The 16745-nt window shown below is 28.0% G+C and carries 18 protein-coding genes; 13 read left to right on the forward strand and 5 right to left on the reverse strand.

Annotated features, from left to right (window positions below):
- The first annotated feature begins 14 nt into the window (after positions 1 to 14).
- A complete protein-coding gene (locus H8891_RS02730) occupies positions 15 to 1577 on the forward strand; it encodes a BCCT family transporter (RefSeq protein WP_187005092.1) in 1563 nt (520 codons plus the stop codon).
- 59 nt (positions 1578 to 1636) lie between these two features.
- Here the strand turns inward: H8891_RS02730 and H8891_RS02735 are convergent, their stop codons facing one another.
- Positions 1637 to 1822 carry a DUF4177 domain-containing protein gene (locus H8891_RS02735; protein WP_147545240.1) on the reverse strand — a complete coding sequence of 62 codons (186 nt, stop codon included), beginning with the start codon at positions 1820 to 1822 and terminating at the stop codon, positions 1637 to 1639.
- Between the two features lie 68 nt (positions 1823 to 1890).
- A complete protein-coding gene (locus H8891_RS02740) occupies positions 1891 to 2529 on the reverse strand; it encodes a TrkA C-terminal domain-containing protein (protein WP_187005093.1) in 639 nt (212 codons plus the stop codon).
- A gap of 162 nt (positions 2530 to 2691) precedes the next feature.
- On the opposite strand from H8891_RS02740, the gene H8891_RS02745 reads away from it, so the two are divergent.
- Positions 2692 to 3036: a cupin domain-containing protein gene (locus H8891_RS02745; protein ID WP_147545236.1), complete on the forward strand. Its 345-nt coding sequence runs from the start codon at positions 2692 to 2694 to the stop codon at positions 3034 to 3036.
- Between the two features lie 44 nt (positions 3037 to 3080).
- Here the strand turns inward: H8891_RS02745 and H8891_RS02750 are convergent, their stop codons facing one another.
- The gene (locus H8891_RS02750) at positions 3081 to 3893 is read right to left on the reverse strand and encodes a carbon-nitrogen hydrolase family protein (protein WP_187005094.1); all 813 of its coding nucleotides are present in this window, start codon (positions 3891 to 3893) and stop codon (positions 3081 to 3083) included.
- A 110-nt stretch (positions 3894 to 4003) separates the two neighbouring features.
- Here H8891_RS02750 and H8891_RS02755 point away from each other — a divergent pair, with 110 nt between their 5' ends.
- Entirely contained in the window at positions 4004 to 4498 is a 495-nt protein-coding gene (locus tag H8891_RS02755) for a hypothetical protein (protein ID WP_187005095.1), read from the forward strand.
- Between the two features lie 23 nt (positions 4499 to 4521).
- Here H8891_RS02755 and H8891_RS02760 read toward each other — a convergent pair whose 3' ends face one another.
- Positions 4522 to 5136 carry a DUF4397 domain-containing protein gene (locus tag H8891_RS02760; protein ID WP_187005096.1) on the reverse strand — a complete coding sequence of 205 codons (615 nt, stop codon included), beginning with the start codon at positions 5134 to 5136 and terminating at the stop codon, positions 4522 to 4524.
- Between the two features lie 168 nt (positions 5137 to 5304).
- Between H8891_RS02760 and H8891_RS02765 the strand changes: the two genes are divergently transcribed.
- The 5 genes from H8891_RS02765 (at position 5305) to hydF (ending at position 10944) form a co-directional block, all read left to right on the forward strand.
- Positions 5305 to 5481, forward strand: coding sequence for a (2Fe-2S)-binding protein (locus tag H8891_RS02765; protein ID WP_147545228.1), 177 nt, complete (start codon positions 5305 to 5307; stop codon positions 5479 to 5481).
- A 201-nt stretch (positions 5482 to 5682) separates the two neighbouring features.
- The gene (locus H8891_RS02770) at positions 5683 to 7083 is read left to right on the forward strand and encodes a [FeFe] hydrogenase, group A (protein ID WP_187005097.1); all 1401 of its coding nucleotides are present in this window, start codon (positions 5683 to 5685) and stop codon (positions 7081 to 7083) included.
- Between the two features lie 221 nt (positions 7084 to 7304).
- Positions 7305 to 8354 (forward strand): [FeFe] hydrogenase H-cluster radical SAM maturase HydE, encoded by a 1050-nt coding sequence (gene hydE, locus H8891_RS02775; RefSeq protein WP_187005098.1) that lies wholly within the window; start codon positions 7305 to 7307, stop codon positions 8352 to 8354.
- Between the two features lie 16 nt (positions 8355 to 8370).
- On the forward strand, positions 8371 to 9747 hold the full coding sequence (gene hydG, locus H8891_RS02780; RefSeq protein WP_187005099.1) for a [FeFe] hydrogenase H-cluster radical SAM maturase HydG: 1377 nt from the start codon (positions 8371 to 8373) through the stop codon (positions 9745 to 9747).
- Positions 9748 to 9756: 9 nt separating this feature from the next.
- A complete protein-coding gene (hydF, locus tag H8891_RS02785) occupies positions 9757 to 10944 on the forward strand; it encodes a [FeFe] hydrogenase H-cluster maturation GTPase HydF (RefSeq protein ID WP_187005100.1) in 1188 nt (395 codons plus the stop codon).
- A 19-nt stretch (positions 10945 to 10963) separates the two neighbouring features.
- Here hydF and H8891_RS02790 read toward each other — a convergent pair whose 3' ends face one another.
- On the reverse strand, positions 10964 to 11449 hold the full coding sequence (locus H8891_RS02790) for a staygreen family protein (RefSeq protein ID WP_187005101.1): 486 nt from the start codon (positions 11447 to 11449) through the stop codon (positions 10964 to 10966).
- Between the two features lie 146 nt (positions 11450 to 11595).
- Between H8891_RS02790 and H8891_RS02795 the strand changes: the two genes are divergently transcribed.
- From H8891_RS02795 to H8891_RS02815, 5 genes are all read left to right on the forward strand, one after another.
- The gene (locus tag H8891_RS02795; protein WP_187005102.1) at positions 11596 to 13299 is read left to right on the forward strand and encodes a S8 family serine peptidase; all 1704 of its coding nucleotides are present in this window, start codon (positions 11596 to 11598) and stop codon (positions 13297 to 13299) included.
- Between the two features lie 11 nt (positions 13300 to 13310).
- Positions 13311 to 14993 (forward strand): bile acid germinant receptor pseudoprotease CspC, encoded by a 1683-nt coding sequence (gene cspC, locus H8891_RS02800; protein ID WP_187005103.1) that lies wholly within the window; start codon positions 13311 to 13313, stop codon positions 14991 to 14993.
- Positions 14994 to 15135: 142 nt separating this feature from the next.
- Positions 15136 to 16026, forward strand: a complete 891-nt coding sequence (locus H8891_RS02805) for a sulfite exporter TauE/SafE family protein (RefSeq protein ID WP_187005104.1) — start codon at positions 15136 to 15138, stop codon at positions 16024 to 16026.
- Between the two features lie 148 nt (positions 16027 to 16174).
- Positions 16175 to 16375 (forward strand): hypothetical protein, encoded by a 201-nt coding sequence (locus tag H8891_RS02810; RefSeq protein WP_187005105.1) that lies wholly within the window; start codon positions 16175 to 16177, stop codon positions 16373 to 16375.
- Positions 16376 to 16454: 79 nt separating this feature from the next.
- Complete coding sequence (locus H8891_RS02815; protein ID WP_147545208.1) at positions 16455 to 16700, forward strand: TIGR03905 family TSCPD domain-containing protein; 246 nt, start codon at positions 16455 to 16457, stop codon at positions 16698 to 16700.
- Positions 16701 to 16745: the final 45 nt, after the last annotated feature.

Genomic DNA, 16745 nt, shown 5'->3' on the forward strand with positions numbered 1-16745 from the left:
ATAGGAGGAATAATATGAAAAATAATATCGTATTTAAAATATCATTAGTACTGACCAGTATGGTGGTGATATTTGGATTAATATCACCAGACATGTTTAAAGAAGTATCAAATAAAGGATTTAACTTAATAGTAAGCAATTTTAACTGGGTATACTTATTAGTAATGCTTGCCTTAGTAATATTTGCAGTATTTTTAGCTTTTAGTAAATATGGAAACATAAGACTTGGTAAAGATACAGATAGACCGGAATTTAGTAACTTATCATGGTTTTCAATGTTATTTGGAGCAGGAATGGGAATAGGATTAGTATTTTTTGGTGCAGTAGAGCCATTAAAACATATGGTATCACCTATAGGATTAACGCCTGGAAGTCAAGAATCTATAAATTTTGCAATGCAACAATCATTTATGCACTGGGGATTAACTCCATGGGCAGCATATGCAATAATGGGATTATCACTTGCGTATTTTCAGTTTAGAAAAGATGCACCAGGGCTTATAAGTAGTGTGTTTTTACCTATATTAGGAGAAGAAGGAGTAAAAGGTAAAATAGGTAAGACAATAGATATATTAGCGGTATTTACAACTGTAACAGGAATAGCAACATCTCTAGGTATGGGAACAATGCAAATAGCAGGTGGTCTTGAGTATATGTTTGGTATAAAAAATACTATATATGTACAAATGCTTATAATAGCTATAGCAACAATACTATATATCAAAAGTTCAACTAGTGGTTTAGACAAAGGAATAAAACTACTATCTAATATAAACTTAACTTTAGCATTTTCACTTTTATTAGGAGCCATAATCATAGGACCAACTATGGATATGGTATCAAACTTATCAAACGGAATAGGATTATACTTAGAAAATTTTATATCTCAAAGTTTATATATTGACCAATCAGGTAAATGGGTAGCACAGTGGAGAGTATTTTACTGGGCAATGTGGATAGCATGGATACCATTTGTTGGAATATTTATAGCGAGAATATCAAAAGGTAGAACAATAAGAGAATTTATAATAGGAGTAACACTAGCTCCAGCATTAGCTTGTATAATATGGTTTGCTGTATTTGGAACATTAGGAATGAATTTAGGATTAGACTTTGCAAAAGGTGCAACAATGGTAACTGAAACAGCATTATTTAAAGTCTTTTTAAATTATCCATTTGGTAAAGTACTATCAGTAGTAGCTATGATTTTACTATGTACATTCTTCGTATCATCTGCGGATTCAGCAACATATGTACTTGGGATGTTTACCTCTGATGGAGATTTAAACCCAAGCAATAAAAAGAAAATAACATGGGGAGTTATACAAGCTCTATTAGCAGTAGTGTTATTAATATCAGGAGGGTTAGAAACATTACAAACAGTATCAATAGTATCAGCTTTTCCTTTTGCAATAATAATGCTAATAAGTATAGTTTCTATAACAAAAGCATTGAAAGAAGAAGTTAAATTAGAAGAAGAAAAAGCTAAAATAATAAAAAAAGCAATAGATAAAGAATATAGAGTTGAAAAAAAATATAAACAACCTATAATACCAAGAAAAAAAGAAGTTTATTAATATAAAAAGAGTATCTTAAATTTAAGATACTCTTTTTGTTTATTAAATTTATAAAAATATTATTTTTTAACTTTTTTCTCAAAGACTAAGTCAAATTCATTTATCTTTCCATTAAGTTCAAAATCACTTGGAATAGCACTAACAAATCTCCAACCTTCTCTACTATACTTATCTATTAATTCTCTATGGTCAGAGATTCTAAAAACTGAACTAGCCTTTGACTTAACATAAATGTATGTATACATAAAAAATATCCCCCCCTTTTTTTTCTTATATATTTTGAAATTAAGTAGTTATTAAAGTAAATTTTTAATTAATCTTTATATTCTTCATCTCCATATAAAAACATTGGAACAGAAGTATGTATATTAACATCTCCAATAACCATAAGAACATCATTTTCTATAAACTCAATATAAGGTCCAGGGGAAAGTATAAGTTCACCATTACGTTTAACTGCAACTATAGTACCACCAGTATTTTGCCAAAAATTAGTTTGCCCAGCAGTCATACCAATAAACTTACAATTAGATTTTATTTCAAATTCAAAAGGAACTAGTGGATTGATGGTAGATAATCTACTTGAGTAATCTACTATCTTGTTCATAGTTTCCAATATTTGAGCTTCTAACTTAGCTCTACTGTTAAGAAGAAAAGATAAATCAGACCTATAAGAAGATATATTAGTTATATTTTGGTATTTTTTTAAAAAAGACTCAGCATTACTAGAAGATAAAACAATTATACCTTTTCCTTTAATGCTTTGAACAACTTGAATATCTTCAAGAAGTTTTACAGAACGTCTGATAGTTTCAGGTGAAACATTATATTTAGCAGCAAGAGCTGAACGACCACGAAGTGTAGTGCCTTCAGCTATATTCCCAACATATATATTATTAGCTATATCAAGAGCAATTTTTTGATATATAGGCATAGTATGTGATTTTTCCATAATTCCTCCAAAAAATTTCAATAAATATATTAAAATATTTAAATATTTTATTTTTACTTTAAATAGGTGTTTACACTAATTTAACAAATATTATCTAATGAATATTATATCACTAAAAAAGGAAATATAAATAAGATTATGATATATAAAGGAGGTTTTTGTATGGAAAATAAAAAACATTTTTTAGATGGAAGTTTAGAAGAGTACAATGATAATGTTGTACCTAAAATACCAGTATTTGAAGGTGAAGATATAACATCTGAAGTTTACTTTTTTAAACCTTTTCAAGTATTAAAAGCTCATAGACATCCACATGGAGAGCAAATATTTTTCTTTTTTAAAGGCAGTGGAAAAATGACTGTGGAAGATGATGTTACTGATGTTACTGTAGGAAATAGCGTATTTGTAAAGGCTGGGCAATGGCATGAAATAACTAATGGAGATAGTGAAATGATTGCAGTTCAAGTAACTAAAGTAGGTGCTGGAGCAGAGTATAAAGAAAATTAAAAATTAAAATAAAAACTACTTAAAATCAAAATTTTAAGTAGTTTTTATTTATATAAATTGCATCTTCTATGTTCAAGTAAAGGAAGTTCCTTTCTTAAATTATTTATATATTCAAAGTCTATATAACAAACAAAATAACCTTCATCACCATTTAACTTATTAATAATGTCTCCCCAAGGTGAAACAGCTATAGAATTTCCATAGGATATATACGTATCATTGTAGTTTGTAGAAGGAGCACAGCCTATAGTATAAACCTGATTATCAACAGCCCTACATCTAAATAATAATTCCCAGTGAGAAGGACCTGTTTTCATATTAAAAGCAGCAGGAACCATGATAGCTTTAGCACCACTGTCTACCATCATACGAAATATTTCAGGAAATCTTAAATCATAGCAAATACATAAACCAAATCTTCCAAATTCAGTATCAAATACAGTTATATTTTCACCAGGACTAACAGTATTAGATTCATTTACATAAGTATCTCCTATTTGCATATCAAATAGATGTATTTTTCTATGCTTTCCAATCAAATCTCCATTTCTATCAAATACATAAGAAGTATTATAAATTTTTCCATCTAAATCAATTTCAGGCATAGATCCAGCAACTAAATATATATTATTAACTTTTGCTAAATTAGATAAGTATCTATAAGTATTTCCACCTTCAGGCTCAGCATATAAAGGAAATTTACTTGTAACATAAGGACAGCAAAACATTTCAGGCAATAAAACCATATCTACATCTTCTTTTAAAGCATTATGTAAAATACTATTTAAAGTTTTGAGATTTGTAGATTTTTTATCTTCTATATGCATTTGTATAACAGCTAATTTACATTTACTCATATAAATCCCCCTTAAAATAATCATTAATATAATATTAATATAACTTAATAATTAAAACTATAATAATGATATAATATAAATTAAATTCTATGTAGAAAGAAGGAAAAAATTTGAGTGAATTATTAATAAATCTAAATTCAGATATAAAAAGATGTGAAGAAGTCTTAAGAATGAATAATTACTTAGAAATAGTTATAGTACTAGAGGAAATTATTGATAAGTATAATGACAAAATAGATAATATAGCTATAGAAAATGATAGAGTATGGAACTATAGTAAAAAAGATCTTGAAAATATAACTGATAAACTTATAGTTAAAAGAGATGAAATAATAAATGAGTATATATATAATAGTATTACCATAGATAGTTTTATAAAAAATATAGAAGAAATTTTGTTACAGAATAAAAATATGAGTGAAGATAAAAAACATGAAGTTTTAGATAAAATAAATGAAATCTATAATATATATAAAGTAAATATAGATAAAAATTTAAAATGGGAAGAATTAAAAATATACTTAATTTGGGCTTCAAAACAAGATTTATATATATCTAAAAATATTATAGAATTAATTAACTTAGTAATTAAAAGTTTAAGATAAAAAGGGGATTGATACCCTTTTTATCATCTACAAAGATAAGAATTTACATCTACTGATTGAATTAAACCTAAGCTAGGTGGATTACCTATAACATATATTGTATATATTCTATTAGCTTTAAGGTTTAAGTTTCCTGATAAAACTATATCTCCTGTATTACTTGAAGTAACATCCATAGAATAAGCACCAGAAGGAACTTTAGTATAATCTGAATTTCCTTTAAACTCTAAATTCTCAAATAAAGAATTTCCATTAGCAAATACATTAACATTAGGTGAATCAGGAGATAAATGAATTGCTCTAACAGTAGATTCTTTAGGAGAAGGAATTTCATCTATATCATCTTCTATTAGTATAAATTCTAAATTATCTAAATTGCCAACAATAGCTATAGTAAATATTCTATCATCAGGAACGTCTATCATTTTAGTTAGTATAGTTGTAGTAGAATCTCCCATAGAACGAATTTCTATTGTATGCATTCCTTCCTCAAGATATGAATAATCAGACATACCTGTAAAACCTAGTTCTGGTGCGAAAATATCCCCATTTATATAAATATCAACTGTTGGTGCATTAGGTGATGCATGAAAAACTCTAACTATAGAATTACCTTCCTTAGTTTTAAAGCAATCCATATATATTTCCCCCTTATTTACAAACTTTAACTTATAGTAAATTATGAAACTTATAGTAAATATGTTCATACTTTATTAATTTTTATAATATAAAAATATTTAAAGTTAAAATAATTGGGTATAATATAAAAAAGGAAAATATGATACATATTTAGTAGGAGGTTTATTATGTCAGAGAAAGTATGTTTATGTAAAGGAATAACAAAAGAAACTATAGTAGATGCTATAAAAAATGGAGCAAATACTGTAGAAAAAGTTAAAGATGCAACAGGAGCAACAACAGGACCATGTCAAGGTGCAAGATGTAGAGAAACTATAGAAAAATTAATAGAAGAAAATAAATAATAAAAAAATTATATTTAAGGATACCGCTTATTCCAATGAGTTTAGGAGTAAGCGGTATTTTTTTATAAAAAATAATGTTTAAAATATGATACAAAGTTAAAAAAATGGGTATAAGCATATTAAGCGTTTGATTGTCGAAAATTACAATTAAATGTTTCTTTAATACTTTATGAATTAAATCACAATAAAGGAGCAATTAACATGAAACACTTATTTACAGAAAAGGTAGTCCCAGTAGAGTTAGATAATCCATCTATACAAATAGATTATGACAAATGTATAAAATGTGGATTATGTAAGAGGGTTTGTGCAAATGAAATAGGAGTTGCAGGCTACTTTGATTTAGAAAAAACTGGAGATATAGCAATATGTATAAATTGTGGGCAATGTGTGCAAGCATGTCCTAAAAAAGCTATAACACAAGTTGAAGATATAGACAGAGTTAAAGAAGCTATAAATGATCCTGACAAAATTGTAGTATTTAGTACTGCACCAGCTGTTCGTGTAGCACTTGGTGAAGAATTTAACATGGAAGAAGGTTCATATGTTGAAGACAAAATGGTGCAATCTTTAAGAGAGCTTGGTGGAGATTATGTATTTGATGTAACTTTTGGTGCTGATATGACAATAATGGAAGAAGCTAGTGAATTAGTAAGTCGTATTATAAATGGTAATAGCAAATTACCACAGTTTACAAGCTGTTGTCCTTCTTGGGTTAAGTTTGCAGAAACATTCTACCCAGAATTAATACCAAACTTATCTACAACTAAAAGTCCAATAGGTATACAAGGTACTGTTATAAAAACATATTTTGCAAAAAAAGCTAATATAGATCCATCAAAAATAGTAAATGTTACTATAACACCATGTACTTCTAAAAAATATGAAATACTTAGACCTGAAATGAACAGTTCAGCTAAATTTAATAATGTTGAAGATATGAGAGATAATGACATAATATTAACAACTAAAGAACTTGCTAAATGGTTAAGAGAAGAAAACATAGATTTTGATGCTTTAGAAGGTTCAAAATTTGATAATATATTAGGTCTTGGAAGTGGAGCTGGTTTAATCTTTGGTAATAGTGGTGGAGTTATGGAAGCTGCGGTTAGAACTGTATACAATATACTAACTCATGAAAATCCACATAAAGAGTTTTTACACTTTACTCCAGTTAGAGGACTTGAAGGAGTTAAAGAAGCTACTGTTACTATAGGAGATAAAACTCTTAGATTAGCAGCTGTACAAGAAACTGCAAATGCTAGAACTTTAATAGAAAAGCTAAAAGCAGGAGAAGTTGAATATGACTTTGTTGAAGTGATGACTTGTAAAGGTGGATGTATAGGTGGAGCTGGACAACCTAAAATGAAAGCTAGAATTACAAATGAAATGAGATTAAAACGTATAGAAGGATTATACGATAAAGATAAAACTATAAAAATAAAATGTAGTTATGAAAACCCAGATGTAATAAATGTATATAAAGAATTCTTTAAAGAACCGTTATCTCATTTATCACATGAGCTTTTACATACTAGTTTTGAATCTAAACATGATATGTTAGGACTAGATAAAGATAGTAATTTAAGTGATATAGGTTAAGATATGCTTATTTAATCTAAAGGTAAAGTAGTTATAATATTTACAAAAAATGTTATAACTACTTTACCTTAGATAATAAAAATCTATTTCATTAATAAAAATATATAAAGATGAATAAATTTAATTATTATTAAAAATTAATAATCAAATATAATATTTAAAATATTTTAAATATTATATTTGGGTATTAATTATACAACCATTAAAATCGAGGTGAATATATGGATGTTATAAATATTATAGAAAAATTATATAAAACAAATGATGCAAGTAAGGAAGAATTATTGTATTTATTAGACAATATAGATGAAAATTCAAAAGAATTATTAATTAAAAGAGCTAATGAAACCAGAAAAAAATATTATAAAAATAAAGTTTATATGAGAGGTCTTATAGAGCTTACAAGTTTTTGTAAAAAGAATTGTTTGTACTGTGGACTTAGACGACACAATAAAAATGCAGATAGATACAGACTAACACTAGATGAAATACTAGAGTGTGTTAGAAAAGGTGATAAGCTAGGATATAAAACTTTTGTATTACAAGGTGGTGAAGATGAATACTTTACAGATGATAAGATGGTAGAGATAATTAAAGCCATCAAAAGTGAGTTTCCAGATAATGCAATAACTCTTTCACTAGGAGAAAGAAGTTATGATTCTTATAAAAAAATGTATGATGCAGGAGCAGATAGATATTTACTAAGACATGAAAGTGCTAGTAAAGAACTTTATGAAAGTATACACCCAGGTGAGCCTTTTGAAAAAAGAAGAAACTGCTTAAAGAATTTAAAAGACATAGGATATCAATCAGGTGCTGGATTTATGGTAGGTATACCAGGACAAACTAATGAAGATTTAGTTAATGATTTAAGGTTCGTTAAAGAATTTGAGCCTGCAATGTGTGGAATAGGTCCTTTTATACCTCATAAAGATACACCTCTTAGAAATTATGAACACGGTAGTTTAGAAAAAACAGTTATATGTTTGGCTATTGTTAGATTATTACTTCCAAAAGTATTGCTACCAGCTACAACTGCACTTTCAAGTATAGACCCAAAAGGAAGAGAAGAAGGGTTAAAAGCTGGAGGAAATGTCATAATGCCGAATTTATCGCCAATGTCAGTTAGAAAAAAATATTCTCTATATGATAATAAAGCATATATATTAGATGAAGATGCAGAGTATAGAACTATGATAGAACAAAAGATAAATGAAGCAGGATATGAAGTAGAAGTAAGTAGAGGAGATAATCCTGAGTTTAGAAAATAATAAAGGAGATTAAGTTATGTTTATAAATCATGAAGAAATATATAATATTTTAGAAGAAACAAAAAATCCTTCAAATGAAGAAATAAAAGAAGTTTTAAATAGAGCAAAGAAAAAAGAAGGATTATCATATAAAGATATAGCTATATTATTACAAGCAGAAGATGAAAAAGATTTAGAAGAAATATATTCTTTAGCAGGTGAAATAAAAAGAGATATATATGGAAAAAGAATAGTTGTATTTGCACCACTTTATGTAAGTGATTACTGTGTAAACAACTGTGTTTACTGCGGATATAGAAGAGATAATAACTTCTGTAGAAGAAGATTAACAATGGAAGAAGTAGCAGAAGAAGTTAGAATACTAGAGCAAATGGGACATAAGAGATTAGCACTTGAACTTGGAGAAGACCCAAGCAATGCTCCTATAGATTATGTTTTAGAATGTTTAGATACTATATATAAAACTCAAAATGCTAATGGAGAAATAAGAAGAGTTAATGTAAATATAGCTGCAACAACAGTTGAAAATTATAAAAAATTACATGAAAAAGGAATAGGAACTTATATATTATTCCAAGAAACTTATCATAAACCAACTTATGAAAAAATGCATCCAAAATCACTAAAAGGAGATTATGAATATCATTTAACTGCTTTTGATAGAGCTATGGAAGCTGGAATTGATGACGTTGGAGCGGGAGTTTTATTTGGATTAGCCGATCCTAGATTTGAAGTTTTAGGTCTTATGATGCATAATGCTCATTTAGAAGAAAAATATGGAGTGGGATTCCATACAATATCAGTTCCAAGACTTCAACCTGCAACAGGCGTAACTTTAGAAAACTATCCACATTTATTAGATGATAAAATGTTTAAAAAGATAGTAGCAATTTTAAGAATTGCTGTACCATTTACAGGGCTTATCTTATCAACTAGAGAAACACCAGCTATGAGAAAAGAATTATTAAAATATGGAGTAAGTCAAATATCAGCAGGATCATCAACTGGTGTTGGAGGATATAAAGAAAGAGAAGCAGGAAATGAAAGTAAACAATTTAAAACTAGTGATGAAAGAAGTCCTATAGAGATTTTAAAAGAGTTATTAGATGATGGATATATACCAAGTTACTGTACAGCTTGTTATAGAAAAGGAAGAACTGGAGATAGATTTATGCAACTTGCTAAATCTGGTAATATAAAATATGTTTGTGAGCCAAATGCGCTTATGACATTACATGAATTTACTCTAGATTATGGAGATAAAGAATTATACAACAAAGCTCAAGAAGTAATAAAAAATGAAACAGAAAAAATTCAAAGAGAAGATTTAAAAACATACACTAAAGAAAGTATGGAAAAAATGAAAAAAGGAGAAAGAGATTTCTACTTATAGGAGGTATATATGAACACTACTCCAAATGCAAATAGAAAACAAATTGGTATATACGGAAATACAAATAGTGGTAAATCTTCATTGATGAATGCTATATTGGGTCAAGAAATATCGTTAGTATCAAGTATTGAAGGTACAACTACAGATCCAGTTCAAAAGGCTATGGAATTAATACCATTTGGTCCTATATTATTAATAGATACAGCAGGTCTTGAAGATAATAGTGAACTTGGAGAAGTTAGAGTTAAAAAAAGTTATGAATATTTAAAAAGAATAGATTTTGCTATATATGTAGTTGATGGTAATAATATAGATATTAATACATATAAAGCTTGGAAAAAAGAATCAAATAAGTATAATGTTAATCATGTAGTAGTTGTTAATAAATTAGATATATTAAATGAAGAAGAAGTTAATAATATAAAAAAATTATTTGAAAGTCCGATATTTATATCAGTTAAAGAAAATAAAGGTATAGATGATTTAAAAAAAGAACTCATAAAATACTTAGAACAAGAGGAAGAAGATAAACCTATAGTTGGAGATTTATTACCTTATGGTTCTAAAGTGATTTTAGTAGTTCCGATAGACTCAGAAGCTCCAAAGGGGAGAATTATACTACCACAAGTTCAAGTTATAAGAGATTGTTTAGATCATGGCATAAAAACTTATGTAGTAAGAGATACAGAACTTGAAGACGCACTTAATGATATAAAAAATATAGACTTAGTGATAACAGATTCACAAGCTTTTAAAGAAGTAGAATCTATTATTCCTAAAGATATGAATTTAACTAGCTTTTCAATATTATTTGCAAGACAAAAGGGTGAACTTAATGATTTCTTAGAAGGAACTAAGAAATTAAACACTCTAAAGCCAGGAGATAAAATACTTATATGTGAAAGCTGTACTCATAATGTATCTCATGAAGATATAGGTAGAGTGAAAATCCCTAATATGCTAAGGAAAATAGCAGGTGGAGAACTTAATATTGAATATAGTATTTCTTATGATTTTAAGGAAAACATAGAAGATTATGACCTTATTATTCACTGTGGAGCATGTATGGTAAATAGAAAAAGTGTATTAAATAAAATAAATATATGCAAGGAAAAAAATATACCTATAACTAATTATGGAATGGTTATAGCATACTTTACAGGTATATTAGATAGAGCTACTTGTATATTCAAATAACAAAAAAAGGTGTATAAATTTATACACCTTTTTTTGTTATAACTTCCACATTATCATTAACATAATCTTTAACAAATCCATAAGGTACAGTTTTATTAAAAGCTGGATAAGAAGATATAAACCTTACAAATATAGGAGTAGCAAATAATATTTTTCTATTATTTAAAAATGCTCTATCGCCATTGACTACTGCGCTAATAGATAGTGGTAATAACTCTAAATACTTTTCATATCTATATTTTGCTACATCATAAGGGTAGTTGCCTATAAAAACAAAAAATGTAAGTTGATATATATCTCCAAAAAACCAATACCATTGAGCATAAACTAAATCTGTACTTGTAGTAAATAAATCAAGATTATAAAAGTAAGGTGAAATAGATAAATCTACTATTGCAGGATCTTCTAAGTGAGTTATAGTATATCTTCTAAACCTTACAGGCTCAGTAGCTGTGTAAGGTTTTTCTATACTTAAATTAACTTTCGATAAACTTAAATTAGCCAATAAAATCACATCCTAAATATAATGTCTAGTTTATTATATTTTTTTATCAAGAATTTGTGATATGGATATAGTTAAAACGATATACATACACAGCCATAGTTGAATAATATACTAGTAATATCTACAGTTTTAAAATTTTATAAGGGGTGAGTATTATAGAATATGAGAACTTTAATTTAAATAGAGATATACAAACAGACAAAAGCATATCAAATTCTATATTCGTAACACATACTGAAGCTTTTGCTCAAGAGGTAGAAAACTTAACAATAGATTATGAAATGATAAGATTAAGTACAACTAGAACTCTTATGTTATTTACAGCTTTAACTAAAGCAAATGTAGAGGCAATTTTACAATTAGATTCTGTCCTAATTATTGAAAATGTTGTAAGAGTTGCATCTTTATCAACTATAACAAGAGGAACCGAAAATGGAATAACGGCACAAGAAGAAATAGGAGTTAATTTTTTTAAAAATAATCCTAATGTACAATTAACAGGTCAAGGTACAGTAATAGCTGTAATAGATACAGGAATAGATTATTTGCATGAAGATTTTATATATCCAGATGGAACTAGTAAAATACTTTATTTATGGGATCAATCAAAAGAAGGAAATCCACCAGAAGGATTTTTTATAGGTACAGAATATACAAGGGAAGATATAAATAAAGCTATACAAGAAAAAGACGGTACCTTATCTATAGATGAAGAAGGACAGGGGACTATGATTAGCGGAATATGTGCAGGATTAGGAAATATAAATAGAGAATATGAAGGTATAGCACCAGGAGCTGAACTTATAGTTGTTAAAATTGGGAAAATAAATGGATATTATAATAGTGCAATGTTATTTACTGCACTTCAATATGTATATAAAAAATCAGATGAACTAAATTTACCAACAGTTGTACATGTGTCAATGGGAAGTACTGGTTTAGCTGGATATGCAAGTAGAGTAAATAGTAGAGATACATATTTTTCAAATGGAATATGTATAGTAACTGGTGCAGGAAATGAAGGGAATACACAAACACATGTATCTGGGATTTTAACAAGACAAGGAGAGACAACCGACATAGGAATACAAATTGAAGAAGAAGAAAAAAGTTTAATGATAGAAGTATGGCTTAGTAGACCAGACAGAGTAAATTTACTTATAATATCTCCAAGTGGAGAAGAAAGTAAAATAGTAGATTTATCAAACTATGACTTAGTAAGTGGAATATTTGATTTAGAAGCAACGGGTTATTCCATAAGATATTCATATCCAACAAGTTATTCAGGTCAAGAACATACAACAATTTATCTTACAAATGCAAAAAGAGGGATATGGAGATTAAGATTAGAAGGTGCTTATATAACTGGAGGACAGTATAATGTATATTTAGAGAATCGCGTATTTTTAAATGAGGGTACAAAATTTAATGAATCTAATCCAAATTTTACAATAACATATCCTTCTGTACAAGATGATGTTATAACTATAGGAACATATAACTCTATAACTAGAAGTCTTTGGCCATCTTCATCAAGAGGACCTAATATGGAAAATAGGCAAAAACCGGATGTTGTAGCACCAGGAGTAAATATAATAGGTCCACATCTTAATAATAGTTATGCAACAATAACTGGAAGTTCAGCAGCGGCAGCACATGCATCAGGTGCTATAGCATTATTTTTTGAATATATTATTGGCCAAAATAGATATCCAAATAAAGGGTTTATGCAAATGATAAGAACATTTATGCAAGGCGGAGCAGTTAGCATTGGAGATGCAATATATCCAAACAATATTACTGGTTACGGCTTACTAAATTTTAAGGGAATGTTTGATCAATTAAAATAGGAGGCAAAGATGTGGATAAAACAGAAAAGTCTTTTTACTTAATTTATAAAGGAGATATAATAAGTGCATTTAGTAGAAATAATATAGAAAAATATATTATTTTAAATGATAAGCTTTCAGCTATATATGTCCCTCTTGATTTTGATGAAACTGTACTAAGTAATATAAGAGAAATTAAATGGTGGAGTGGATCTGACCCTATGAGTTCTCTTATGCAGATAACTAATAATGTAGAAAATGGAGAAAGCATTTCAGATGCAGCAGGAACTAGTTATATAGAAACAAATCCATATATTAATATTTCTGGAAAAGATATATTAATAGCTGTTATAGATTCCGGAGTAGATTACTTGCATAGAGATTTAATAGATGAAAATAATACAAGCAAAATACTTTATCTATGGGATCAAGAAAATGATACTAAAAGACCTCCAGAAGGTATGATATTTGGAAGTGAATTTACAAGAGAAGATATAAATAATGCAATAATAGAAAATGATGCTACATTAAGTGTAGATAATACTGGAACGGGTACTATGGCTTGTGGAATTTTAGTAGGAAGAGGAAATGTAAATCCTGAATATAGAGGAATTGCAAAAGACGCAGATTTGGTAGTTGTAAAATTAAGAGGATATGAAGGGATTTATTATCCAGGAAAAATAAGTTATACAGTATCTGATTTTTTAGCAGCTATTAAATATGTTCTTGACATAGCAAAAAAAGAGAAAAAACATATGATAATAAATTTAACAGTAGGTACAAAATCAGGTATTAGAGTAGAAGCATCTATATTAGAAATATTTGAAGAGCTAGACAGATCAGGCATTATATTAGTAAGCGGCGCTGGAAATGAAGGAAACACAGACATACATTATTATAATAACCTTAAGAATGTTCAAGATTATATAGATGTAGTAATTCAAAATGGAGAAAATACTAACTTAGATATTGTGTTAAGAGGTACAGGGCCAGATAAAATATCACTACAAATAATATCTCCGTCTGGAGATGTAAGTCAAACTATAGTATATTCTCCAGATGATCAAATATATACGGGAAGATTCTTTATAGAAAAAACTGGATATAGAGTAGTATACAGATTTCCATGGTTAGAAACAGGTGCACAAGCATTAGAAATAACTTTAACAGATATAAAACCAGGTGTTTGGAATATTAGGCTAAAGCCTGAATTTATAATAAGCGGAGAATATCACTTATATCTTCCTAATAAAAATATAATATCCGCAAATACCAGATTTACAGATTCAACTTCTATGGGAACCATAACAGAATTTGCTTTATCTAGGAAAGTTATAACAATTGGAGCATATAATGATAAAACTAACAGTTTATGGATAGGATCATCAAAAGGAAGTATACGTGGAAATCGTATAAATCCTGATATAATAGCTCCTGGAGTTGATATTATATCAACTTATGCAAATGGAGATTACAATACTGCTACAGGTACAGGAGTAAGTAGTTCTATTGTATGCGGAGTACTTGCACTTATTATGCAATATTTAGAAGAGGAAAGTGGTGTACCAAAACTATCATTATTTACAGACCCTTTAAGAACATATTTAATGCTTGGGGCAATTAAAAGTGAAATTTATGATTTTCCTAATGTATCTCAAGGATATGGAGTATTAAATTTAAGAAATACATTTATACAAATATCTAGAAATTTATAGATATTTAAAAACTATTAATAAAATATTAGATTAATTTCATATTTATAAAAATATTAAATAATAGTGAAAAAAGTGTGGAAAATGTTATCCTAGCGTGTTATACTTTGATAGTCATAATAAATTTTTAAAAGGGAGAGGCAAAATGGTAAAGGCAATTTTAGGATTATTAGCAGTAATAACAGCAGGTTTTTCAACAGTTTATGTAAAGGATTTTAGAAAAAACCAAGACAAAAACAAACAAGGTATACTTAAAACAGGTATATTTATAGGATTTATAACAGATTTTTTAGATGCTATAGGGGTAGGATCTTTTGCAACAACTACAGGAATTTTAAAATTAAATAAAAATATACATGTCCCAGATAAAGTATTACCAGGAACATTAAATGTTGCACATACATTACCAATGATTGTTCAAGCATTTATGTCATTAAATTCAATAGAAGTTGATTTATTAACTTTAATAAGCATGATAATAGCTGCTGTGGTTGGCTCTTGGGTAGGAGCTGGCATAATATCTAAACTACCAGAAAAGAAAGTTCAGCTAACTATGGGAATTGCTTTAGTAGGTACAGCTATATTAATAGTATTAGGACAATTCGAATTGATGCCATCAGGTGGAGATGCTATGGGACTTAGTGGAGTTAAATTAGCAATAGGAATAGCTGGAAACTTCGTATTAGGAGCACTTATGACAGCTGGTATAGGTTTATATGCTCCATGTATGGCTATGGTTGCATTATTAGGAATGAATCCAAAGGCAGCATTTCCTATAATGATGGGAGCTTGTGCATTTGTTGGACCAATAGCTAGTATTAAATTTGTAAAAGAACAAGCTTATGAAAGAGAAATATCTATGGGAATAACTATAGGTGGTGTAGTAGGATCTATTTTAGCACTTTTATTTGTTACTAATATGCCAGTATATTGGTTAAAATGGCTAGTAGTAGCTGTTGTAAGTTATACAGCAGTAACTATGTTTAAGGCGGGATTAAGTAAGGACGATGCTATGGAACTTAATCAAGTTAGTTAGTATATAATATTAAATAAAGCTATAAAACTTAAATTTTTTTTAGTTTTATAGCTTTTTTATTATTATAAACAAGAATAATGGGTAAAAGTTATATATAATAAAAATATGAGTAAAATAATTGCAACAAACGAAAAAGTGAGGTAATATCATGAAAAAACAAGATAAAGAATATAAAAAAATTGAAACAAATTCATATGAAAAATTATTTATACCAAAAAATACACCATATGAAGAATTATTTGAAGGAGGAGCTATAGAAGAATTAACAGATGAAACACCATACTCTTTTATACATCCAAACCATTATGAAGTAGAAGAACTTTTAGAAAAAAGTAAAAGTGATAAATAATACAAATAGTAACAAAAACAACACCAGATTAATATAATATATTTGAAAGACTTATATTTGTACATTAAGGAGAATGAACATGAAAATAAGCTATAAAACTTCAGGGTGTTGTTGTAAACAAATTAATTTAGAAATAGATGAAAATAATATAATAAAAGATGTTGAATTTGTTGGAGGATGTGCGGGAAATTTAATTGGAATAAGATCATTAGTTATAGGTAAAAAAGCTGATGAAGTAGCTAAAAAGTTAAAAGGAATACCTTGTGGAACAAAATCTACTTCTTGTCCTGATCAATTATCAAAGGCAATAAGATCAAATATATAAATAAATTTTTAAAAGGCAGACTTGTAAGAGTCTGTCTTTTATTGT

Source organism: Paeniclostridium hominis, from assembly GCF_014306135.1.
Lineage (GTDB): Bacteria > Bacillota > Clostridia > Peptostreptococcales > Peptostreptococcaceae > Paraclostridium > Paraclostridium hominis.